We start from the raw sequence: 24,378 nt of genomic DNA on the forward strand, positions 1-24,378 counted from the left end.
ATCTGTTGAGGTGGACTGTCATTTGAGTCAGAAAGTCCAAGTTTCCAAGTCAATGTAAGACGTAGCTTCATTGACGGAATTATCGCCATTTCAGTCCAATGTGTACAATAACGTCGAGAGCCTCTGTTGACCCCGTTTGCAGCGAACATCCCGTGAACCTCCACGCCTATCTTTCAGACCTGCGTCACCTGATCGAGCAACGCTTGCAAGCGGATACCGTGTTCTCATCGGCTTGCCCAACGCGTCTTACGGAGTCGATGCGTTACAGTCTCCTTGCTCCGGGGAAGCGAGTGCGCCCCTGTCTGGTGTTAATGGCCTGTGAGGCTGTTGATGGAAAGATTCAGGATGCTCTCCCCGCCGCCAGCGCCATCGAGATGGTCCATTGCTATTCATTGATCCACGACGACCTTCCAGCCATGGACGACGACGACCTACGTCGTGGACGCCCGACAAATCACATCCAATTTGATGAATCAACCGCAATTCTGGCGGGTGATGCACTTCTGACATTGGCATTCGAAGTTCTGGCGAAAGACCTGAAACCTGCTGAACTGGCGGCCCAGTGCGTACTGGAACTCGCTTTGGCCGCCGGCAATTGTGGAATGGTGGGAGGACAGCAGGCAGACCTGGAAGCAGAAACGAATCCACAAATTACGCTGGAAGAGCTGGAAGCAGTTCATCGAAGAAAAACAGGAAAGTTGCTGTGCGCCGCATTGCGGATGGGTGGACTGATTGGAAACGCAGACCCTCAAACTCTACGCAACTTAACTATTTACGGGGAATCCGTCGGTTTGGCCTTCCAAATAGCGGATGATCTCTTGGATGTCTGCGGCGAACAGGACAAAATGGGTAAGGGTGTCCAGAAGGACGCCGATGTCGGCAAACAGACTTACCCGTCTCTGCTTGGGGTCGAAGAGAGTCGACTTCGAGCTGAGGATTTAATTCATCGCGCATGCGACGTCATCGCACCACTTGGCGAACGCGGTCAGCCACTGATCTCGTTAGCCCGTTATATCATCGAGCGAGACCACTAAATGGAATATGAGCTTCTCCCTCTGATCGGATCTCCTCGCGAGCTGCGTAGCATGACACACGAGCAACTCGTGAAGCTTGCTGCTGAAATTCGTGAGGCCCTCTGCGAAGTTGTCGCAGACCGACCGGCTCACTTTTCCAGCAATCTGGGAGTTGTTGAACTCTGTCTGGCTTTGCACTCAGTTTTCGATTTCTCACGTGATCGACTGATTTGGGATACTGGCCATCAGATCTATCCACACAAACTGATCACTGGTCGATTCCCAGAGTTCCACACGATTCGTCGTAAAGGGGGCCTCATGGGCTACCCGAACCCGATCGAAAGTGAATACGACCTGTTCATGACGGGCCATGCCGGTTCCAGCGTCTCGACCTCTCTGGGTCTGAAAGCTGGCGATGACTTGATGCGCCCCGAAGAGGATCGAAAATCCGTTGCCGTGATTGGTGACGGAGCCCTCCCGAGTGGTGTCGTTTTCGAAGCCTTCAACAACGCGGCCGGGCTCAACAAAGACCTGCTCGTCATTCTCAACGACAACAAGATGGGAATTTGCCCACGCGTCGGTGGAATGGCTTCGTACCTTGATAAAGCTCGCGTCGCCCCATTCTATAACGGCCTCAAACGTGACATTTCCTGGCTGCTGAACAAAGTCCCTCTCGTCGGCACTTCTGCAGCGGAAACCATCGGAAACTTCAAAGACGCTGTGAAGAACTTCATTCACGGTGGTGTGCTGTTTGAGGAGATGGGGTTCCGCTATGTCGGTCCTGTCGATGGGCACGATCTGGTTGCACTCAAAAAATCTCTCGAACTCGTGAAAGAGATGCGAGGCCCGGTCCTTCTGCACGTCTTCACCGAAAAAGGACAGGGATTCGCGCCCGCATTGGCCAATCCAGTGAAGTTCCACACTCCAAGCCCCTTCTGCCGCACGCCAGAAGGGGACGAAGTGACCTTCACAAAGAAGGGATCCGCACCGGCGTATACCAACGTCGTCAGCGATGCCATCTACACAGCGATGAAAAGGGACAAGCAAGTCTGCGTTCTGACAGCAGCCATGTGCGAAGGGAACAACCTCGGAAAAATTCGTGAAGAGTTCCCCGATCGCTTTTTCGATGTTGGAATCTGCGAAGGGCATGCCGTCGCGTTTGCTGCCGGGATGGCGAAGACCGGGGCCCGCCCGATCGTCGATATCTACAGCACCTTCCTACAGCGAAGCTTCGACCACATCTTCCAAGAGGTTGCTCTGCAGAATCTCCCTGTGACATTCTGCCTCGATCGAGCCGGACTCGTTGGGGCAGATGGGCCAACACATCACGGAGCATTCGACAACACGTACATGCGGACGTTCCCGAATATTGTCGTCATGGCACCGGGCGATCAGCGGGATGTCGAGGCAATGCTCGATTTCTCACTGACCTACGATGGTCCGACGTCAATTCGCTATCCAAAATGTAACGCCGAATTGATTTCACGCCCCGTGACACCGCTGGAGCTTGGAAAATCTGAAGTTTTGCGTACAGGAGAAGATGGTACGTTCGTCGCCTTTGGAACGATGGTGACAACATGCCTCGCAGCAGCAGAGAGACTCGCTAAAGATGGCCTCGATGTCGGCGTCATCAATGCAAGATTCCTTCGCCCTCTCGATACCGCAGCCATCTTCAAAGCAATTGAAAACGGCTTTGTAATTACCGTTGAGGAAAGCACCCTCAACGGGGGATTCGGAAGTGCCGTTCTAGAAGCCGCGAACGACGCTGGTCTACCGACTCATGGCATCAAGCGTCTGGGAATTCCGGACTATTTCATTGATCACGGTGAACGCTCAGAACAGCTGAGCGAAGTTGGACTGGATGTCGCCGGAATGATGGCTGCTGCACATCAACTGGCAGCCCGTAAAGCAAAAAGCAGTACGCAAGACTCTCTGTCGGTCGGTGATCGTTCGTAAGGCAGTCCTGTACAAATCACTACTAGTTTAAGTCTCTTGTTGAATTGTACTTAAGAAGACATCACGTCCTCTCAAGTACAGTTCGAGACGGCACTTCCATTCGCTGCTCATTCAATCCGCTCCGGATCGAATGAGTGATCCATTGTTAATGGGCCTTTTTCGGTCCGGGATTCGCTGCCTAGAGTACTACGCCCGTTTTGAGTGACCGACCTTTATTGAGTTAAGGAGATTCACGATGTCTAGACATCAACTGGACGAGCTACTTCACCGACTGTGGATCGACTTCACTCAGATCAACTCGCAGGCCCAGGTCATTCACAAACTTCTTGAAGATCGCGGGGAAGCGGCGGTTAACGATCACATTGCTCTCCGCACCTTCGCCGATCCGCGAATTGGCGTCGATTCGATCGCCAGACCGTTCGTTTCTGCAGGCTACAAGAAGAAGGGCGACTACCGCTTCGAGAAGAAAAAACTCGCTGCGCAGCATTACGAACATCCGGATCCTCAGCTCCCCAAAATCTTTGTCAGCGAACTTCTTGTGCGTGATTTCAGCAGCGATCTGCAAAGAATCGTTCTTGATCTGATTGACCAGGTTCCTGCGGATATGCTCGATTGCCCTGAGCTTTGCCTCGCTGGCCGCCTCTGGAATCTTCCGATTAACAATTACGAGACACTCGCAAAGGAAAGCGAGTATGCTGGCTGGATGGCAGCGTTCGGGTTTCGGGTGAATCATTTCACAGTGCTCGTCAATTCTCTGACAACCATACAAAGTCTTGAAGAGTTAAATGAGCTTGTGCTTCAGGCGGGTTTTCCACTGAACGTTGAAGGTGGAGCGATCAAGGGGAGTGCAGAGGAACTGCTTGAGCAGTCTTCGACGATCGCCTCGAAGGTCGAGGTGGAGTTCGCCGACGGGAAGCTTCTCATTCCCGGCTGTTACTACGAATTCGCGAGACGTTACGCCCAGGCAGATGGAACCCTGTTCAGCGCCTTTGTCACTACGAGCGCCGACAAGATTTTTCAAAGCACCGATCGTCAGGCCTCACCCACAAGCTAGGCAGAGTTCATTTCCGCCTCAGGTTCTATGAACGCTAGGCGATCACAATAGCGGAAGTTTTCAGGCGTACTTCTGCGGGCAAGACTCCCTCGATCTACCACAACACATTTCCATTTATACACTTCTGACGTCGAACGGTGTGGCTCATCAAAATGGCGTCTATCAGACGAAATTCGTATTGCTCCGATTTTCAAGTAGGCGAATCTCAAAAGGTCGCTTACCATCCCGGGAGCAAAATGCTGCTGACTTTCACTCGCATCTCTGTTTTTTCGGAAGATCGACAGTTCTCTTGCTCAGTGAAAAGTTGCCGAAATTCTTGAAGTCGTCTGGTCAGGGCTGGACCAGACGTCAACGCTGTAGGACAGGGAGGTACACATGTCAAAACCCGAAACTGATGTCGTCATCGAACAGAACGCAACAAAGCCGAAGCGAAAAGCCAGCCGACTCGGGTTCTGGTTTCTGATGCTGTTTGTCATCGTTTGCGGAACTCTCTTCTGCCTGCCGCTGATCGCTAGCCAACTCTGCCGTTCGCCGGAATTCATCTCCATGATATCCGGGCAGCCAGCGGGAACAGTCGCAATTGGAAATGCCGCATTTGGCTGGCAAGCTCCCATGCAGCTGACCGACGTCTCCTTCAAGGATGAGTCTGGGAGTCCGGTCGTGAGTGTGAAATCCGTCACCTACCAGCGGACCTTTTGGGAACTGCTGACTGGAAAGTCCTCACATCTCAAACTCGACCTCGACGGGCTTCAGCTAAAGATTGCAGTCCCCGCACCGGGAACATCATCTAATGAGAAACTCGATCTTTCTGAATCGCTGAACATGGCCAATGAGACGAAGATTCCCTCCGCTCCTCAGCCTATGGAATTGAACCTGACGAACTGTTCCATCGAATTTCAGAACGCAGAACGTCAACCGGTCGAATCATGGAAGGGCATCACTGCTTACTATCGACTGAACAAAACGGACGAGAGTACGCAGGAAGTGAGGGTCTCCGTACCTGCCGATCCTGCAACCTCACAAGGGCCGATCCAACTTCAGGCGCTCTGGACCAAAAAGGCCGATGCAGAAGGAACTGAGACTCTTCAGATCGAAGGGGGCGGGCAACAGGTCTCCCTCATCGCAGCGAATCTTTGGCTCGAAAAATACCTCGGCAAAGATCATGGTCTTGAAACTTGTACTGGAAGTCTTCAGGGTGAGTTCCTCCGGAACGTCTCGCACGGGTGGAAAGCGAAAGCGAAGTTGCGACTTCAGGACAAACCTGATCAAAGTCCGGTTCAGCAGGTCGCATTCTTACAGAACCCACCCGGTTCAGTGGATCTCGAAGTCGATGGCGAGTATTCGAAACCGGCTGATGAACTCAGCATCTCCAGACTTTATCTCTCAGCGGCAAACGCGGCCGTCGATCTCAAAGGAAAAGTGTCGCAGGTTTCGGGACCTCAGATTCTGAACGTGCTCGCGAATGTTCGCGCTCCCGGTACTGCAATTATTGATCTTCTCCCGGCTGAGATTCGTGAAAAAGTTGAGATTGAGGGGATTCAACTCTCGCAGGTCACCGTTGATGGGGCATTGGCTCCGAAAGAAGGGGAGCCTGCCCAACCACTGTCCTACTCCCTCATCGCAAGTTGGGACCGCGTTGCTGCCTATGGCCTGGAATCACGCAACGGGAAGATGAAAATCAGCCTGAGCGAAGGTGTGGTTCGCGCAGAACCTCTCGACGTTCCTGTCAGTGGTGGACGACTCATTTCGCTTCCCGCCTATGACACCCGAACCGAACCACCAACGCTCCTGTTTACGCAGGGCGTCATCCTCGAAAACGTGAATCTGAGCGAAGAGATCTGCCGCGACTGGCTGTTGTATGTCTCACCAACACTCGCAGATGCCACCCGGGCTGATGGACAGTTTTCACTCTCGATGAACGCTGGAAATCTTGTCATCGGTCAGTACGAAAAAGCATCAGTTGGAGGGGTGCTCCGCATTCAGAATGGCCAGGTGCGTCCCGGTCCCCTTGCCATGCAAATCGTGCAGCAAGTCGAGCAAATCCAGCTTATGCTGAACCGCCCAAATGAACCACTGGCTGAGAAGGCCTTCATCCAGATTCCAGAGGAAGAGATCCGGTTCCAACTGCACGAAGGACGCGTATACCACGAAAACTTCGCCGCCCTTATTGGTGGAATGCAAATGACAACTGCAGGTTCTGTCGGTCTGGACAAGACTCTGGCAATGAAGGTCAATCTCTATTTGCCTGAGAAGTGGTTAGATCCGAATCGACCAGTCTTGAAAGCAATCGCGAGTGAGCCAATTCCATTCACGGTCACAGGAACGACAAGCGACCCCAAAATCGATGCTCGGGCGACTGCGGAGTTTGGCAAGAACATCGGCGTTAAAGCCGGAATTGGTTTGATTGAAAAGCTGATTGAGAAAAGGCAAAACAAGAATCGCTAGCAATTCGCAGTTGCGATTCGATCGGGCACCTAATCAGGCAGAAATACATGTCAACGGTCCGTCCTGGAATGACTCCAGATCTCTCCTTGAGCGACTTTCCAACTGAGCAGGAAGTCGATCAGGTGATTGCCTACCTCGAAGCGCAGGGAACCTTTCAGTTTCCCACGATTTCCACAGGACTGTTCTCCGCTGCGGCAGCCGAAAACCCGGAGTTTCGCCTGACAGGCTATCAGTACATCTGGACGCGGGATAATTGCCACATTGCCCACGCGCTGTGGATTGCTGGCAAGAAAGAAATTGCAGCCAAGGCTGTTCGATCTTTGTTGACCTTCTACTCCAAGCACGCCTTCAAATTCAGTGCGATCATCGATGGCGAGACGAATTCCACCGACCCGATGAATCGCCCCCATATCAGGTTTGATGGAGAATCGCTGAATGAAATCGAAGTCCGCTGGGCACATGCGCAGAACGACGCTTTGGGCTACACGCTGTGGCTGGCCTGCAAGCTCATTCGTTCCGGCGACCTGATTGCCACCGAGTCGACGTTGCAACTCTTCAATCTGTTCGTTCGGTACTTCGCCAAAATCCGTTACTTCGAAGATGAGGATAGTGGTCACTGGGAAGAATCCCGAAAAATCGAAGCGAGCAGCATCGGCCCAGTCGTCGCTGGACTTCAGGAGCTGAGATCACATCTCTCAGAACAACATTCCAATGAGGTTGACCTCGTCCTCTTGAACGAACTGATCGATCAAGGCTGGCGCTCCCTGCACGAAATTCTGCCTGCCGAGTGCATTCAATCGGACCCCACAAAGGGGAGACGATACGACGCTGCACTTCTCTTTCTGATTTACCCGTTGAAACTGATCACTGGTGAGCTGGCCACCCAGATCATGGACGAAACCGTTGAACATCTCGGCGGGCCGATCGGGATTCGACGGTATAACGGCGACTCCTATTGGTGTGCCAATTACCGGGAGCTTCTGTCAGCAGAGGTCCGGACGACTGATTTCAGCGATGACATGAGCGTTCGAGATCGCCTGCTCAAGCCGGGCGAAGAGGCTCAGTGGTGCATCTTCGATCCCATCCTGTCAGTCATTTACGGAAATCGATTTCAGGAAAGTGGGCAGGTTGAAGACGCACAGAAACAACAGCTCCATCTCAGAAGAGCGCTGAAGCAACTCACGGACGACAAAGGGCGGTTCCCAGCCAATCGATGTCCCGAATCCTACTTCCTTGAGAAGGGTGAATGGATTCCCAACGACATCACCCCGCTTTTGTGGACACAGGCCAACCTGCTGCTCGCACTTCTGTCGATGCGAAAGAGTGCTGCCATCAAGAAGTAAGAGATGAATTCAAACTAGCAAAAAGGGGTGCACTCCAGATTTGGAATGCACCCCCTCTGTTTTCAAGTCATCTCAGAACATTCAGTCAGTGGACTGACGTCACCGGCTCTGCATGTCCTTCTCCATGTGCCAGTTCGTCAACGTGTTCTGGCTTCTTTTTGTTCTTCGAGAAGAGTTCCGAGATCGTCTGCATGATCACGTAGAAGACTGGTACGAAGAAGACGGCCAACACGGTCGCTGCAATCATTCCTCCGAACACCGCCGTTCCAAGAGATCGTCGGGCTGCTGCACCGGCACCGGTCGCAATCACCAACGGGACGATCCCCAGAATGAACGCGAACGACGTCATGAGAATCGGTCGGAATCGAAGTCGGGCAGCTTCCGCAGCAGCATCTCGAATGGAACGCCCCTGATCACGTAACTCACGAGCGAACTCAACGATCAGAATCGCGTTCTTACTTGCTAACGCGATAATCAGAACGATTCCGATCTGCGTATAGATGTTGTTATCCATTCCGCGAAACGCCACAGCAGCGACGGTTCCCAGCAACGCCAACGGCACCACAAGAATCACGGCGGCTGGCAGGAACCAGTTTTCATACTGAGCTGCGAGCACCAGATAAACCATCAAGACCGCCATGCCGAAGACATAGAAAGCCTGTCCACTTACACGCTTTTCCTGGAATGACAATCCACTCCACTCATAGCCCATTCCGGTCGGGAGCTTTGCGTCAGCCATATTCTCCATGACCTGCATTGCCTGACCGGAACTGACCCCCATCGCTGCATTCCCTTGAATGGTCACAGATGGATACAGGTTGTACCGGGTAATCATCTGCGGGCCGGTCTTCATGCTGACGGTTGAAATAGCTCCGAGAGGAATCATCTCCCCCTTGATATTGCGAACTTCCAACCGTTTGATGTCCTCCGGCCGCTGACGGAACTTCTGATCCGCCTGTACTTGCACCTGCCAGGTTCGACCAAATTTGTTGAAGTCGTTGACGTAAACAGACCCCAATGAGGCCTGCATGGTCATAAAGACATCCTGCAGCTGAATCCCCAGACTCGATGCCTTCTCGCGATCGATATCGACATATAGCTGAGGCACACCGGCACTGAATGAACTGGAAAGCCCTGTCAGGTGAGACTGCTTTCCTCCTTCGGAAATGATCTCGTTCGCCACTTGCTGCAACTGCAACAATCCCAGGTTTTCTCGATCTTGCAGACGGAACTCAAATCCCCCCGCTTGTCCGAGCCCTTGAATTGGAGGGGGCGGAAACGCAAATACCTGTGCTTCAAGAATGGAAGCGGTCTGCATGTACACGTTCCCGAGAATCGCTTCGAGCGATTTCGAAGGGTCCTTCAAACGATCCTTACGAGGCTCGAAATTCAGGAAGATCGTGAATGCGTTTGGAACCGTCCCGCCATCCATCAACGACATTCCCCCGATGGTGAACCACTGACGGACACCCGGTGTGTTCGAGAGGATGTTGTTCAGCTTTTCGATAATGACTTCCGTTCGCTCCAAAGACGCAGCATCGTCCAATCGTCCGAACACGATGGCGTAACCCTGATCCTCAGTAGGAAGGAAGCTCGAGGGAAGTTTTGTGAACCAGTAACCGGCGCCTCCTGCGATCAGCACGAACAACAGCATAAAGACTGCTGAGTAGGGAAGAATCGCTTTGACAATCCGGTAGTAGATCGCCTCAAATCCGCCGTAGACGTAATTAAACCCCCGATAGAAGAAGTTCTTCTTCGCTGGAGTCGGGCGCAGGTACAGGGCACATTGAGCTGGCTTCAGCGTGATCGCGTTCACCGCACTAATGATCGCTGTCGCTGCAATGGTCAAAGCGAATTGCTGATAGAGTTTCCCGGTAATCCCCGCCATAAATACTGTTGGCACGAACACCGCCATCAGCACAAGTGTGATCCCGATGACCGGCCCCAGCACTTCGCCCATCGCTTTAATGGTGGCCGTGCGAGCATCAAGCCCACCACGATCGATATGGTGCACGGCGTTCTCCACGATCACGATCGCGTCGTCGACCACGATACCGATCGCCAGAACCAGACCGAACAGCGTCAGCATGTTGATGGAATACCCCATTGCCAACAATGCTGCGAATGTTCCAATAATCGTCACGGGGACTGTCGTCGCGGGAATCAACACCGCTCGCCAGTCTTGAAGAAAGACAAGAATCACGATGAGAACCAAGACACCTGCTTCGATCAGCGTCTTGTAAACTTCCTCAATCGACTCTTCCACGAACTCTGTCGGATTGAAAGGAATGTCGATCTCCACACCTTTGGGGAGATCCTTCTTCATGTTCTCGACTTCGTGAATCACCGCTTCAGCGACACTCAGAGAGTTCGCTCCTGGAAGCTGAAACACCGCGACCCCGGCCGCAGGCTTCCCGCTCACTTCCATCCAGGATGCGTAGGACTGCGACCCCAGTTCAACTCGGGCAACGTCCTTCAATTGGGTAATCTGAGCACCCGTTTTATCGTCACGCAACGTACGAATGATGATATCGCCGAACTGCTCGGCATCGGTGAACCGCCCCTGAGTTGTAACGGTAAACTGATTGTTCTGATCGCCACTCGCTGGTCGTTGTCCAATCTGACCCGCCGCCACTTGCACGTTTTGGCTTCCGATGGCGGCAATTACCTCATCAATGGTCATGCCGCGAGCTTTGAGTTTGTCCGGATCAACCCAGACTCGCATTCCGTAGGCACCGCTTCCGAAGACCTGTGTCCCGCCGACCCCCGGAATACGGCTGATGATGTCCTTAATACGAATCTCAGCGTAATTACTGAGATACAAGCCGTCATACGAGTTGTCTGGACTTGTCAGACCAACCACCACGATCATGCTTGTCGATTGCTTCTGTGCGACAACCCCGAGCCTTTGCGCTTCCTGTGGAAGACGGGGAAGAGCCGAAGCAATTCGGTTCTGTACTAGAACCTGCGCCTGATCGAGATCAGAGCCCACCTCGAACGTAATCGTGAGCGTGTAGCTACCGTTGTCGGAACAGACCGAGGACATGTAGAGCATGTTCTCGACGCCGTTGATCGACTGCTCCAGCGGCCCCGCAACAGTGTCAGCGAGTACCATGGCGTTCGCACCGGGATAGCTCGCAGTCACCTGCACCGTGGGCGGAGTCAGTTGTGGATATTGCTCAACGGGCAACCCAAGGATAGAGACACCACCAATGATCATCGTGAGAATTGCGATGACGTTGGCAAAAATCGGCCGGTCAATAAAAAAACGATAGATCATCTTCAGTGGCACTCAGTTTGAGTGAAAAATTCAAGACCGCACAAAGTCAGCAATTGACCTGAAAACCTATTTTGCAGCTTCGCCAGTCGCAGGCGTCTCCGATGTCGCTTTCGAATCCGACTCTTCAGGAGCTTGGGGCTCTTTCGGTGCAGCGGGCGCCCCTGGTCCCGGCGGTCCCGCTTGGGCTGCTTTCGCCTGCTCTGCGAGCATCTCCTCAAATTCAGCCTGAGTCATTGGAGTCACTTTCAGCTGAACGCGAACCTTGAGTAATCCATCCTTCACGATTCTCGATTTCTCGTCGAAATCGCCTGCAACCACACGCATTCCGTCAACGGTGTCTCCCAATTCGACAGACCGACGTTCAATGACGTCCTGGTCGTTAATGAGATAGACAAACGCGCCCGCCTGGTCATATCCAATCGAGGACTCGAAAACGAGCATCGCTTTGTCGTTGGTCTCCGAAGGGATCCGAATTCGCACGAACATCCCGGGCATCAGCATTCCCGGGTTTTCGAACACACCACGAATTTGAACTGTTCCCGCATCCGCTTTGACGCTTGGAGAGACGTAGTCAACCCATCCGTTGAAGACCGGCTCCGTGGTGTCACCAATGGTCATTAACACTGGAATCTTCTTTGGATCGTCCTCACCCGTTTTGCTGTACTCAGGGTAGGTTGATTTCAATCTGAACAGGTCCGCTTCGTTGATCGACACATAGGCGTAGATCGAGTCTGTTCTGACGATTGATGCGAGTACGTTATCGCTGTCAGCTTTGACGTAGTTTCCCTTATCAACAGTGCGTCGGTCGATGAAACCATCAATTGGAGCGTGGATCCGACAATATCCAAGATCAATCGTCGCCGCTTGAATTTCAGCGTTGGCCAGTTCAACAGCACTCTTAGCACTCAGGATGTCCGTCTGATAATCAGAGTTCGCTTGGTCGAGCTGCGCTTTGCTTGTCAGGATAAGGGCTTCCCCTTTTTTCAGGGCTGCTTCCGTGCGATCAAACTCCTGCCGCGATGTCGCGTTCTGCCCCAGGAGTCCCGAACTACGCTCATGGGTCAACTTCGCCAATTGCAATTCAGACTCATTCAATTGAAGTTGTGAGAGTGCAATTTCTCGGGCTTTGGATTGTTCCGCTTTCTTAAGATTCGCGTTTGCTTCATCAAGCTTGGCCTTCGCCAAATTCAATTTAACGATGAAGGGCTCCTCATCGATCACGAAGAGCAGATCACCCTTTTTGACGAAATCCCCGTCCTCAAAATTGCGTTCCAAAAGGATTCCGGCGACTCGATTACGAAGTTCCACACGTTCGACAGCTTGCGTTGTTCCGGTTTGAGAGACATAGCTCGTTACTGGCTTCACAATCGGAAAATCGTAAACGGCAACTGGATCTCCTGATGGCCGATAAGCATTCGGAGGGGAGCAGCCGAAAGAAAACAGGAGAGCAACACTCAAAGCCGTGATTGAAATATGTTTCATGAGAGTACGACGTGAGAGTTCAGAGACGTTGGTTTGTTCAAAATGAAGAGGGCACATCACTGGCCGAGTATCCCTAAAAGTACAGAGACGAAGTCGACAAAACTTGCCTCACTGATCGCAGTTTGCAAATCCCAATGACGTACTTTTGCGTCAGATCGCTGAAAGTCGAAACTCGCCGGTCAACCTGACTGCACGTCTCTCGTTAGTCGAACGAGCGAAGTTTGAATCGACCGAAAATACATCCCACCGACAAACTATACCGAACAGAGTAGTTTTTAACAGCCATGCGAGGTCTTCATCAAGTCTTGCGCGATGAATCGATCTGTCACACGATGTATATGGAAACGAAAACCTTCTGAGACGGAAACGGTGATTGGGTTCGGGAATATCTCAGAACTGAATTCAGTAAACGGCGAAATTTCACATAAACCTCTTTAAATACTGAGAAACTTGGCGAACGGGATGATATAAGGTGAAAGTCCGCTGGGTGATGAAATCCGTAAAATTGATTTGCGTCTGCACCTCACCAGGGCACCTCATCACAAAACAACAGAACAACTGACCACCAAACGCCTTAAGATCGAACATCACAGAAGATCAGTTCAAGCAGCGAACGACACGGCGAATCCGCATTCCCGGATTTGCACACCACTTTGGAGCTGAAACAGCCCTTACTTTTCGATCTTTTTGCTCTCGATCTGACAGGAACCTCGGCGTGATTCAGACGAAATTCGCGAGAAGTCGCTTCTCTAACCATCAAAATCGTCGGGCACAAATGATCGCTCAGCAGTCTATTATCCGCCTCACGGTACACTTAACAGTGTTCTTTTCTCTCGCGTTCAACGTCGCTGTGGCACAGAGGAACGAGATTGCCGAAAGATTCCAGCAGCTAGATACCGACAAGGACAAGTCACTGACAATCGACGAATACCTTGTCGGATCAACGAGCCCAGAGCGTTCGAAACGTGATTTTCTGGTCTTCGATATCAACGGCAATCAGCAGCTTTCGCTCGCAGAGTTTTCCGCTATTCCCAGTGACTTGAATGCTCAAGGACGGGGGGAAATTGAAGACCCCTACGACGATCTTTTGACAGCGGCGATCGACTCTGCAGAACAAATCATTGCTGATTGGAAAAATGATCAAGTGCCATCCAACGAGCTGACTCGGGTCATCACAGAGCTCGAATATCTCTATGGAGATCAGAGGTATTCATATAGTCAGGCCTTCGAAAATCAACTGCGGCGCCTGAACAACAGGAATTCTCTATTTGTTTCTCGACTCACCGCGAAAGAATTCATTTCGGAACAATTCGGAATTACCTACTACGGACATGACCTGCGATTTTCAGATGGCAGACTGGCGCCCATCTCGCGATTTCTAAGAGCAGACCAGAATGTTGATCAGAAACTCTCTCGGGACGAATTTCTGATTGCGTGGCAGGATGCGGGAGCGAGTGCACTCTTCGATCAAGCAGATGCCGACCACGATGGCGAATTGACACTGTCCGAGCTGACTGACCCCAACTGGTCCGGGCACGATGATCCAATTCTGAGGTTTCTCGCCGCAGATACAGACCTCAATGGGTTTCTCAACCTGGAGGAATTACTTCAAAGCGAGCCAAAAGAATTTTCGGCGCTGGCGAATATGACATGGAAAGCGTTTGATAGCGACAAAGACAATCAATGGACCCTCTCGGAATACAGGCTATCGCTTTTCGGCAATCGGGGACTGGACGCTCGCCAGCAATTTACCGATTCAAACCGATCATGGTCCCTGGAGAAGTACGAGTTCCAACCTCTCAACCACGCGGAATTCTCGCTGATCTTTAATTATTACTTCTACCGGATCGACCAAGACGAAAGTGGCAGACTGGAGTCGAATGAACTGGAATTTCACAGACTCCCAAGCGACGCGTTTTACACGATCAACCTGGACGGATCAGGACTACGCAAAGTCTATCAATCTGATGAATATTCAGGGGCGGGATCGCCCTGTGTCTCTGCTGATGGCAAAAAAGTGATCTTTGACCGTCATCGTGGAAATGAGACCTACAACCAATATCGCGCAGCCTATTTCCTGCTCGACGGCGAAGAAGAAGGGGACCTCTCACATGGACTGATGCCAACGTGGTCGCCTGATGGCCAATACTACTCATGCTCCCGGTATAAGAATGAGACAGGGGAGTACGGAACCTGCATTATGAACGCCGATGGAACGCTCCATCAGCATTTGTCCACTGATACCTGGGGCGCACAATGGTCCCCCGACGGACAATCGATCGCGTGCATTAAAGGGGGCGATTCGATTGCGGTCTATGATGTTGCATCTGAAGAGTTTAAGACCGTGATGGACGCCAAAACCCATAAGTTGGACTCCCTCTGGTACAATATGTGTTGGTCTCCCGATAGCAAAATGCTCGCTGGACGTGTCACACAAGTAAACGGTGGGGATGCTATCGCGATTATCAACATGACAGATTCTGCCCCGAGAGTTCGTCTGATCAAGCCTGCAGCGTCATTTGATAACGACATGGCTTGGACTCCAGATGGGCAGCACCTTATTTTTTCTATGCATCACGAGCGACTCAATCGGACACGACTGTTCCGCCTTCCTATCGAAGGCGATGCACAAGCGGTAGAGATTCCTGGCATTCCGGAAGAACTCAGTCTGAACGCCGTCTGCACTCGTCCGAATGGTGAGGGCATCGTCTTCCGAGGAGTTGCCATCCCTTAAGCGAGCGGGGTCCACCACACTGGGGAAAATCGATTGAACAAGGAGCGGATGGCTGTTGCAACGCCATTTGTCATGCGACGCCATCCATGCGCATGGGAAACAGGTTCACCCTCAGCTCAAAGTGATAATCCCGTGGAATTCCCTCCTTCGAAATGCGAGTTTCTCAGCAGCACACGAAGGAGTGCAGCGTATATTTCGAGATTTTTCTCGCACGTTTTTCCACGACATCGCTCGAACAATCGGATTCCTTCTGGAACAAAAGTGATTGGGTGTTAATCTAAAACTGAAACCTTTCCTTGATCATTTCAGTAGAACAAACTGGAACTTCTCGCGCCTGGGGTGCGTCGGAGTATCCGTAACGTCGCTCAATCAACTTCAATTCCTGGTTCGCCCTGCACGTTTCAATTGACAATTAAAGCATGAGAAACTGACTTAACTGCCGACACGCGTGTACTCTGAGTATTCCTTCGCATCGTTTTTGAATGTGATTTATGATTCCAGACAGTCGGCAGCGTCGATTCCTAGATCCGCAGATTCTCTCACGCTTATCAGCCATCCCCCTATTATCACGTAGGTCGATGCTTGGAAACGTCTCAGGAATTCACGCAAGTCCTCACCGGGGTGCCAGCGTCGAATTTGCTGAATATCGCCGCTACCTGCCCGGGGATGACCTCCGACGCCTCGACTGGCGTGCCTATGGACGTTCTGACCGATTTTACGTGAAAGAGTTTGAAGCCGACACGAATTTGCGTTGCTGCCTGATTCTGGACACGAGCGGGTCCATGAACTTCGGCTCGAAAGACGTGACAAAGTTCGAATACTCCCAGAAGATCGCGGGCTCACTCGCTTACCTCACTTCCATGCAGGGAGATGCTGTCGGACTCTCCTGTATCGCCGAGACAATTGTTCGAACGATTCCTCCGCGCAGAACACCCTCTCACCTGCGTGGTCTCTATGACATTCTGGAAAATGCGACCCCGAAAGGAGACACCCAGCTCGTCTCCCGGTTGCACGAGCTTGCAGAAACGATCCGACAACGAGCGTTTGTCGTCATCATCTCGGATCTGTTTGTTGACCCCGCTGGACTTCGCTCCGCTTTCGAGCACTTACAGTTCAGAAAGCACGACGTGGCCGTCTTCCATCTACTCGATCCGCTGGAACTGGAGTTCCGCTTTCAGAGGCCGATGCGGTTTCTCGATATGGAAGGGGGAGCTTCGGTGTTTGCGGAGCCGAATGACATCTACGACCGATACCAGATGGCGCTCACAGAGTATCTGGCAGCGATCAAAGAGATCACTCAAACCAGTGCGATTGACTATCATCAGGTACGCATCGACGAGCCTTATGAGAACGTCCTGAGCCGGTTTCTGATCGCCAGAACGAAAGGGCGAGCGAGCAAATGAGTTTTCTACAGCCCTGGATGCTGGCGTTCCTTCCGGTCATTGCACTACCGGTCATCATTCACCTGATCAATCAGCGGCGGTACCGCACGATTGAATGGGCGGCGATGATGTTTCTTCTGGCAGCAAATCGAATGTCGAAGGGCTATGCCCGAATTCGACAATGGCTGATCCTGGCGGCCAGAACACTTGCCATCGCAGGATTGATCTTCGCGATCTCCCGACCGTTGACGAGCGGCTGGCTGGGATTGGCTGCCAATGGTCGCCCGGACACTACGATCATTCTAATGGATCGGTCCCCCAGCATGTCGCAACAGGGGCCATCTGGCGGATTATCAAAGTTGGTTTCGGGACGGGACCAACTGATTTCATCTCTGGGTCTGATCGGTTCACAACGATGGGTCGTAATCAACGGAAATTCCGCCGCCCCGGTTGAAATTGAAACACTCGATGCCCTGAATAATCTCGTCACTCCAGAAGGGGTGAGTGCAACATCCGATCTCCCGGGAATGCTGCAGTCCGCCTTGAAATACATTCAGGATAATCGCACTGGACGAACGGAAATCTGGATCTGTTCTGATGTCAGTGAATTGGATTGGAATGCAGAGAGTGGTCGATGGCAATCGCTGCGGGATCTCTTCTCGAAGCTTCCTCAACAAGTTCGTTTTCATCTGCTCGCTTACCCTGAAGTCGCACCGGCGAATTTTTCCATTCAGGTCACTGCAGCGAATCGCGTCCAATCCTCCACAAAAGCGGAACTCCATCTGTCAATTCGGGTCACACGCTCGACTGCAACGGAAACCCCTGTGTCAGTCCCCGTGCAGATCGAGATCGATGGTGCGAGATCAACTGTGAATCTGGATTTCAGCGGCACGGAAGTCGACTTAAAAGATCACGTAATCCCCTTGGAAACGAGTCAAACTCGAGGTTGGGGACAGGTCTCCCTTCAGGCAGATTCGAATCCGGCAGACAACCAATATTACTTTGTGTTCGACACCCCGATTCCGCGAAAAACGCTGATCGTTGCCGACTCCGACGAAGCGGCACGCGTATTGAAGCTGAGTTCTTCCATCTCGCCTGAGAGTGCTGTCGGGATGAGTGCGGAAACGGTCACTCGAGAGAATTTCGGATCTGTCGATTGGGAACCGGTCGCGTTGATTCTCTGGCAAGGGCCTCTCCCCACTGGCACGGACGCTGAGCTGCTTTCCGCTTTCCTGAAACGCGGGGGAGTTGCCGTCTTCTTCCCTCCGGAAGTCCCGGACAACTCGAGTTTCGCCGGTCTTACCTGGGGAACTTGGCAAACTCCTCCGGAACCGATTTCTGTCGCCTCATGGGTCGGCGATCAAGATCTATTGAACAAAACTAAAAATGGACAGGGGCTCCCCCTCGGCCAACTTCAAATTCGAAGACACTGCCAGATCGAAGGAGTTCAGATTCCACTGGCCAAGCTCATGAACGGCGATCCGCTGCTCCTGCGTGCAGAAACGGAACTCCGGAATGTTTACTTCTGTTCGACGACGCCTGATCGCAGCAATTCAAACCTGGTGCAAAACGGAATTGTGCTGTACGTCATGATTCAGCGTGCACTGGAGAAGGGGGCGGCGTCTTTGGGAGCAACCCGGCAATACATTGCTGGGGAAGTCCCTGCAGGATCGACAGCAGACTGGTCACGTTTGGCTGGCGAAAAGGACTCAATCTCCACCGAGTTCCCCCTGCAAGCTGGCGTTTACAAGGATGGTGAGCGGTTTCTGGCAGTGAATCGAAGCTCACTGGAAGACCGCCCGAAATCGCTCAACGATGCTCAGATTGCTGGACTGTTCGAAGGACTCGAATTTAGCCGAGTCGATCAGGTCGCGGGGAAGTCGAGCCCGTTGCTCTCGGAGATTTGGAGATTATTCCTCATCCTGATGGCGGTTGCACTGATCACTGAATCATTACTCTGTTTACCACGAGTTGCTCCCAAAACACAGACTCAATCACCCTTCGCTGGGGACAAACGAGTCACGGAGGCGGTATCAGCATGACACCCTCTCAAAATCTCGTGTTTCTGACTGATCCGGTAACGGCCTTCATTTCTGTCACCATCCTGCTCATCACAGCGGGAGTCAGTATCTATTCATGGCGACGCGGGGGCTATCAACGAATCCACGGGCTGCAGGAGACGCTGCGAGTCCTCATCGTGGTGTTCGTTCTCGCGCTGCTCAATCAGCCGGAATGGGTCGAGGAATTCCATTCGGATGAGAAACCGACGATCTCGGTAATCTGGGACCATTCCGGTAGCATGGAAACCAAAGATGTTCTGCCCGACAACGCCACATCCGGAGAGGCGCAACAAGCGAACGCAATCAGTCGATCGCAATCCATCCAGAGCCTTATCAAGCCCGAAACATGGTCGCAGTTTGCAGACAAGCTCGAGATCAACTTCGAACCGATCGCGTCAAATGATGAGAGCCCCGGTAGCAATCTCTATGAACCGCTATCGAAGGCTCCGGAACGCCTGAAGAATCTGTTGGGAGTAGTGTTGATCTCCGATGGAGACTGGAACACTGGAAAGCCGCCAGTTGAGGCAGCATCCGAATTAAGAATGAAGGGCATTCCAGTCTTTACAGTCACCGCAGGAAACTCTTCACGACTCCCTGATATCGATTTGGTGAATGTGGATCTCCCGACATTCGCAATTGCCGGAAAGCCGGTGCGAGTTCCATTTACGATCGAAAGTTCGCTCCCGCACGAGTACCACACAACAGTGTCGTTCACCACTTCCGAAGGGGACACTCTCACAAAAGATGTCCGGGTCGCTCCAATGGGAAGGACTAGCGATGCACTGACCTGGAGGCCAACCAAGAATGGCGACTTCACAGTCAGTGTTGAAGTCCCTCGACACGCCAATGAAACGATCATTGAGAACAACACAAAGACGGTTCCCATTGCCATCAGAGAAGAAAAACTCAAAGTTCTGGTCGTCGATTCCGTCCCTCGCTGGGAATATCGATATCTCAGAAATGCGCTGTCTCGCGACCCCGGCGTCGATGTCTCCTGCATGCTCTTTCACCCCGGTCTGGAAAAGGCGGGAGGGGGATCTCAGGATTACATCAAGGAGTTCCCGAATAGCCTCGAAGAACTCTCCAAGTACGACGTCGTCTTTCTCGGGGATATCGGGTTTGGAAGCGATGGATTGACGGAAGATCAATGCCGACTTGTCAAAGGATTGGTCGAGCACCAAGCCAGCGGCCTCGTCTTTCTCCCCGGTGCTCACGGTGCCCAGCTATCGCTGATGGAGACGGAACTCAAAGATCTTTATCCCGTGATCGTGGATGAGACACAACCGGGCGGATGGGGCTCCCGGACAGCGGCCAATTTTGAATTAACCGAACGGGGGAGATCCAGTCTCCTCACCAAACTTGCTGATACGGCAGAAGACAATGCCATCGTCTGGGAGGGGCTCCCGGGTTTCCAATGGCATTCTGCCGTTCTACGAGCAAAGGCAGGAACTGAAGTTCTCGCAGTCCATAGCGATTCATCGAACGAATTCGGCCGAATCCCTCTTCTGGTGACCAGAACATTCGGTGCCGGAAAGGTCCTCTTTATGGGAACTGATGCAGCCTGGCGCTGGCGTAAAGGTGTTGAAGACAAATACCACTATCGATTCTGGGGGCAGGTGGTCCGCTGGATGGCTTATCAGCGAAACATGTCAAAAGGGGAGTCGATGCGGCTTTACCATACGCCCGATCAGCCGCAGGTACGCCGTACAATCGCTTTTCATGCTCACGTGATGGACGACGCCGGCGGACCACTCCTGAACGGGGAAGTGATGGCGAGAATTCAGTCTCCCTCTGGAAAAATCGAAACCGTCCGGTTTCTGTCGGCTGGAGATGAATGGGGAGTCTTTCAGGGAAGCTATTCCCCTCAGGAATCCGGACAGTACAAAGTCACTCTGATTAGCAACGAATCGAAGGCGACTCTCGAGTCTCAGTTTTTTGTGCAAGGGGATGCACTTGAACAACAAGGGAAACCAGCCCGCCCTGAGGTGCTCGAAGAAATTGCAAGAATCAGTCGAGGGAAATCACTTCAGCTGAATCAGCTCGAAGAAGTCCTGAACTCCATCGCGGAGCTTCCATCCCCTCCGCCCGTCGTCAGAAGACTACAACTCTGGAACAGTCCTTATCTGGCAGGAGCCCTAATTTTCCTCTTAGGAGGATTTTGGATTTGGAGAAAGCAATCCGGTATGATGTAATGGGAAAACTCAATCAATGAAAATTTAATATTTCACAAAACTGCAACCTGATCCACGTCCAGACGAGACGGTTGTGTCGCCGAAATTAATGTGTTCACGCAATTAATTTACGTAACTTCTTCAATGCTACCGTGAGGGAGCAGATCATGTCAGTCCGACGTCCCCACCTGATTGATATCCCTGAATCACTTCGACACCAATTAATGGTGTTTCGCCGTCGACTCTGGTCGATCAAGCTGGTTGAGGCTGTCGCTGCCACATTGATCATTTTCTTTGTTGGCTATCTCGTCACATTCTGCCTCGACCGGTTCATCGATACTCCACGAACGGTTCGCTGGGGGATCTGGGGAATCGCTGCTCTCTCAATGCTCCTGATTCCACTCGCATGGCAACGATGGGTTTATCGCCAACGGAAACTGGAACAGATTGCGAGACTCCTCAGTCGTAAACACCCCAGTATCGGCGACCAGCTATTGGGGATTATTGAACTCGCCCACAATGCCGATGAACAAGAACGATCTCCCGCACTCGTCAAAGCGGCCATCAAGCAGGTTTCGGAAGAGGCTGCAACGCGAGACTTTACGGACTCTGTTCCGAAACCACGGCATAAGCAGCGGAGCTGGGGAGTTGTGGCACTGGGTGGGATCGCAGCACTGCTAATGACAGTGACTGCTTCGGCCGCCCAGAACGCTTGGGCTCGCTATCTCGCTCCATGGAACAACACATCCCGATTTACATACGCGGACGTTCAACAGCTTCCCGAACGAATTGTCGTTCCAATTGGAGAAGCATTTTCACTTCCGGTTTCGCTCTCTTCCAATACGCAATGGACCCCGCATTCCGGGGCAGCTCATATCAGCGGGCAGGAGACTGTCAAAGCGGAATTCAGTGACGGCGTTTACCAATTCCAGATGCCTCCACAGCTCACAGCCAGTACTTTGCAGTTGCGAGTTGGTGACTACATCCAGGACGTGACGATCGAGCCAATGATCCGACCTGAGCTGACCCAACTCGGAGCCGAGATTGTTCTCCCTGCTTATCTCGAACGTACGGCCGCGATGAAGAAAGATATTCGTGGCGGTTCAATGAGCGTTGTCAAAGGGAGCTCGACAACAATCACTGCGACAATCTCTCGCGATCTTGATTCCGCGACAGTCAACAAGAATGCCAGCGTTCCATCGGGGCCGCAGTTTTCATCAACACCTCTCGCACTCGCAAGCGATAATCAGCTGGAACTGGACTGGAAAGACAATTTCGGATTGTCTGCGTTTAGTCCATTCAAACTGACGATTGCAGCCTCGGAAGACGCTGCTCCGACGATCGTCACAGAAAAACTCCCAATGCAGCGTGTCTTGCTCGACAGCGAAGTGCTCCCCTTCCAAATTCGTGCTCACGACGACTTCGGTGTTAAGGTTGTAGGGATCGAATGGGTGGGACTCGATCCAAATGTCGAGACACCAGCGAAAGGCGAAAAAATCCTCGGTGCAGGGAGTAGCGACGCTGAGTCACTGGAACTTGCTGCCACGTTTTCAGCCAAACAACTGGGGATTGCACCACAGCCGATCGGAGTGCGACTCTTTGTGGAGGACTATCTCCCGGGACGAAGCCGAGTTTACTCGCCTCAAGCGACCTATCAGGTTCTCGATGCTGATCAACACGCAATTTGGGTGACAGCACAATTGACCCGCTGGCACCAACAAGCACTCGAAGTACGTGACAAAGAGCTTCAGCTTTATGAAACCAACAAGCAGCTTCGTTCCCTCTCTGCAGAAGAACTGACCGATCCCGACGTCATCAAAAGGATTGAAAGCCAGGCTGCAGCTGAACGGGCAAACGGTCGCAAGCTTTCCGGCCTAACCTCGAACGGGGAAGAGATTCTCAAGCTGGCGATGCGAAATCCCGAAATCGGAGTCGACCATCTCGAACGATGGGCCGAGATGATGCAGGTGCTCAAAGACATTTCCGGGAACAGAATGCCCTCAGTCGCAAATCTGTTGAAAGAGTCCGCCAAGCCGGGACAAGGGACACAGAATCAGTCCACACCAAGCCCTCAGGCTGGTAATAATCTCGCGAATGTCAGCGGCAGCGGCGCTCCCAAGAAAGGGGAAGCACCTCCCACAAAACAAGCCCCATCCCTTGTCGACATTGAATCAACAATGGGAACGTCTCCACCAGAAGATCCGAACAAGCCAAAAGATCCAACCGAGAGTAAAGGATCGAGCCCTCGACTCGGACTGCCAACGACAATGCTGGCTGGGAATGGTAAGGCTCCTCCTCCAAATCCAGATTCGCCTGCTGCACAGAAGGTGAATGATGCAGTGAAAGAACAGCTCGATCTGCTGGCCGAGTTCGATAAAATCGCGAATGAACTCAACGAGTTGCTCTCCGAAATGGAGGGAACCACGCTTGTTAAACGGCTGAAAGCGAGTGCACGTAAGCAGCAGCAAGTCGCCAAAAAGCTGGGCACAATGGTTCCAAATTCCTTCGGAGTCTCATCCAAGAAGCAGAAACCCAATCTGGACACATTCAAGGATCTTGCCTCAATTGAAGAAATCAGTAGCCAGACCGTTTCCACAATCATGGATGACATGTCTGCTTACTACGACCGCAGCAAACTGACTCGGTTCAAAGCAGTTCTCGATGACATGAAGGCGCAGGATGTCACAGCTGGCCTCAGAAACTTGGGGAGCGACTTGAAGTCCGAAAATGGGCTCTCCATCGCGCAAGCAGAATACTGGAGCGAGAACCTTGATCGATGGGCAGAAAATCTCGTCGATGCTTCCAAATGTGGAGCCTGCAAAGGGTGCAAATCCAAAGGAAGTCTTCCTCCATCGATCGTTCTCGAAGTCTTGAAGATCATCGAAGCTGAAACCAACTTGCGGGAACAAACCCGAGTGGCGGAACAGGCCAAACCTGCTGTCTCGATGGAAGTGCATCAACAGGACGCAGACAACCTTTCGAAGTCACAGGAAGAACTGCAGATTCGAATTGACGACGTCGTGAAGCGAATTCTGGAACTTCCAGACGCTGAGGCAGACTTCGGGAAAGAAATTCAACTTCTCAATGCCGTCTCGCAGGTCATGAAAGAAGCGACGGGAATTCTCGCGACCCCAGAAACAGGCGCTCCTGCAATCGCCGTTGAAACAGAAGTCATCGAACTCCTCCTTCAATCCAAGCGATTCAATCCTAATGGAGGAGGTGGAGGCGGGGCGAATCCAGGTGGCGGAAGCACTGGAACGACAAACGATTCCGCTCTCGCACTTGTCGGCTCCGGCATGAATGAAAAAGAGATCCGGGAAGACTTGGGAACCATCCAGGAAACTGGAACGTCAGGCCCTTCACTTCCCGAAGAATTCCGATCAGGCTTGGACCAATACTTCAATCAACTTGAAGGACAGACGAAGTGATCGTTTGTGCCAGGTACTGAACACGACGTT

The 24,378-nt window shown here is 52.2% G+C and carries 12 protein-coding genes; 10 read left to right on the plus strand and 2 right to left on the minus strand.

Annotated features, from left to right (window positions below; translation table 11 throughout):
• The first annotated feature begins 152 nt into the window (after positions 1-152).
• The 5 genes from SH668x_RS18940 (at position 153) to SH668x_RS18960 (ending at position 7,811) form a co-directional block, all read left to right on the plus strand.
• On the plus strand, positions 153-1,034 hold the full coding sequence (locus SH668x_RS18940; protein ID WP_437186628.1) for a polyprenyl synthetase family protein: 882 nt from the start codon (positions 153-155) through the stop codon (positions 1,032-1,034).
• Positions 1,035-2,969: a 1-deoxy-D-xylulose-5-phosphate synthase gene (gene dxs / locus SH668x_RS18945; RefSeq protein WP_437186629.1), complete on the plus strand. Its 1,935-nt coding sequence runs from the start codon at positions 1,035-1,037 to the stop codon at positions 2,967-2,969.
• A gap of 235 nt (positions 2,970-3,204) precedes the next feature.
• Positions 3,205-4,023 (plus strand): DUF1338 domain-containing protein, encoded by an 819-nt coding sequence (locus SH668x_RS18950; protein WP_437186630.1) that lies wholly within the window; start codon positions 3,205-3,207, stop codon positions 4,021-4,023.
• A 375-nt stretch (positions 4,024-4,398) separates the two neighbouring features.
• Entirely contained in the window at positions 4,399-6,468 is a 2,070-nt protein-coding gene (locus SH668x_RS18955; RefSeq protein WP_437186631.1) for a hypothetical protein, read from the plus strand.
• Between the two features lie 47 nt (positions 6,469-6,515).
• A complete protein-coding gene (locus tag SH668x_RS18960) occupies positions 6,516-7,811 on the plus strand; it encodes a glycoside hydrolase family 15 protein (protein WP_437186632.1) in 1,296 nt (431 codons plus the stop codon).
• An 85-nt stretch (positions 7,812-7,896) separates the two neighbouring features.
• On the opposite strand, the gene SH668x_RS18965 is transcribed toward SH668x_RS18960, so the two are convergent.
• Together SH668x_RS18965 and SH668x_RS18970 are read right to left on the minus strand one after the other, a co-directional pair.
• Positions 7,897-11,091 (minus strand): efflux RND transporter permease subunit, encoded by a 3,195-nt coding sequence (locus SH668x_RS18965; protein WP_437186633.1) that lies wholly within the window; start codon positions 11,089-11,091, stop codon positions 7,897-7,899.
• A gap of 66 nt (positions 11,092-11,157) precedes the next feature.
• The gene (locus tag SH668x_RS18970) at positions 11,158-12,573 is read right to left on the minus strand and encodes an efflux RND transporter periplasmic adaptor subunit (RefSeq protein WP_437186634.1); all 1,416 of its coding nucleotides are present in this window, start codon (positions 12,571-12,573) and stop codon (positions 11,158-11,160) included.
• A gap of 715 nt (positions 12,574-13,288) precedes the next feature.
• On the opposite strand from SH668x_RS18970, the gene SH668x_RS18975 reads away from it, so the two are divergent.
• The 5 genes from SH668x_RS18975 to SH668x_RS18995 all read left to right on the plus strand — a co-directional run bounded on the left by SH668x_RS18975 (position 13,289) and on the right by SH668x_RS18995 (position 24,348).
• Complete coding sequence (locus SH668x_RS18975; protein ID WP_437186635.1) at positions 13,289-15,307, plus strand: hypothetical protein; 2,019 nt, start codon at positions 13,289-13,291, stop codon at positions 15,305-15,307.
• Between the two features lie 491 nt (positions 15,308-15,798).
• A complete protein-coding gene (locus tag SH668x_RS18980; protein ID WP_437186636.1) occupies positions 15,799-16,710 on the plus strand; it encodes a DUF58 domain-containing protein in 912 nt (303 codons plus the stop codon).
• The gene (locus SH668x_RS18985) at positions 16,707-18,731 is read left to right on the plus strand and encodes a BatA domain-containing protein (protein WP_437186637.1); all 2,025 of its coding nucleotides are present in this window, start codon (positions 16,707-16,709) and stop codon (positions 18,729-18,731) included. The genes SH668x_RS18980 and SH668x_RS18985 overlap by 4 nt, the downstream gene beginning before the upstream one ends.
• Positions 18,728-20,941: a hypothetical protein gene (locus SH668x_RS18990; RefSeq protein ID WP_437186638.1), complete on the plus strand. Its 2,214-nt coding sequence runs from the start codon at positions 18,728-18,730 to the stop codon at positions 20,939-20,941. The genes SH668x_RS18985 and SH668x_RS18990 overlap by 4 nt, the downstream gene beginning before the upstream one ends.
• Positions 20,942-21,087: 146 nt before the next feature.
• Complete coding sequence (locus tag SH668x_RS18995; RefSeq protein ID WP_437186639.1) at positions 21,088-24,348, plus strand: hypothetical protein; 3,261 nt, start codon at positions 21,088-21,090, stop codon at positions 24,346-24,348.
• Positions 24,349-24,378 lie beyond the last annotated feature (30 nt).

This window comes from Planctomicrobium mucosum (assembly GCF_051466335.1).
Taxonomy (GTDB): domain Bacteria; phylum Planctomycetota; class Planctomycetia; order Planctomycetales; family Planctomycetaceae; genus Planctomicrobium.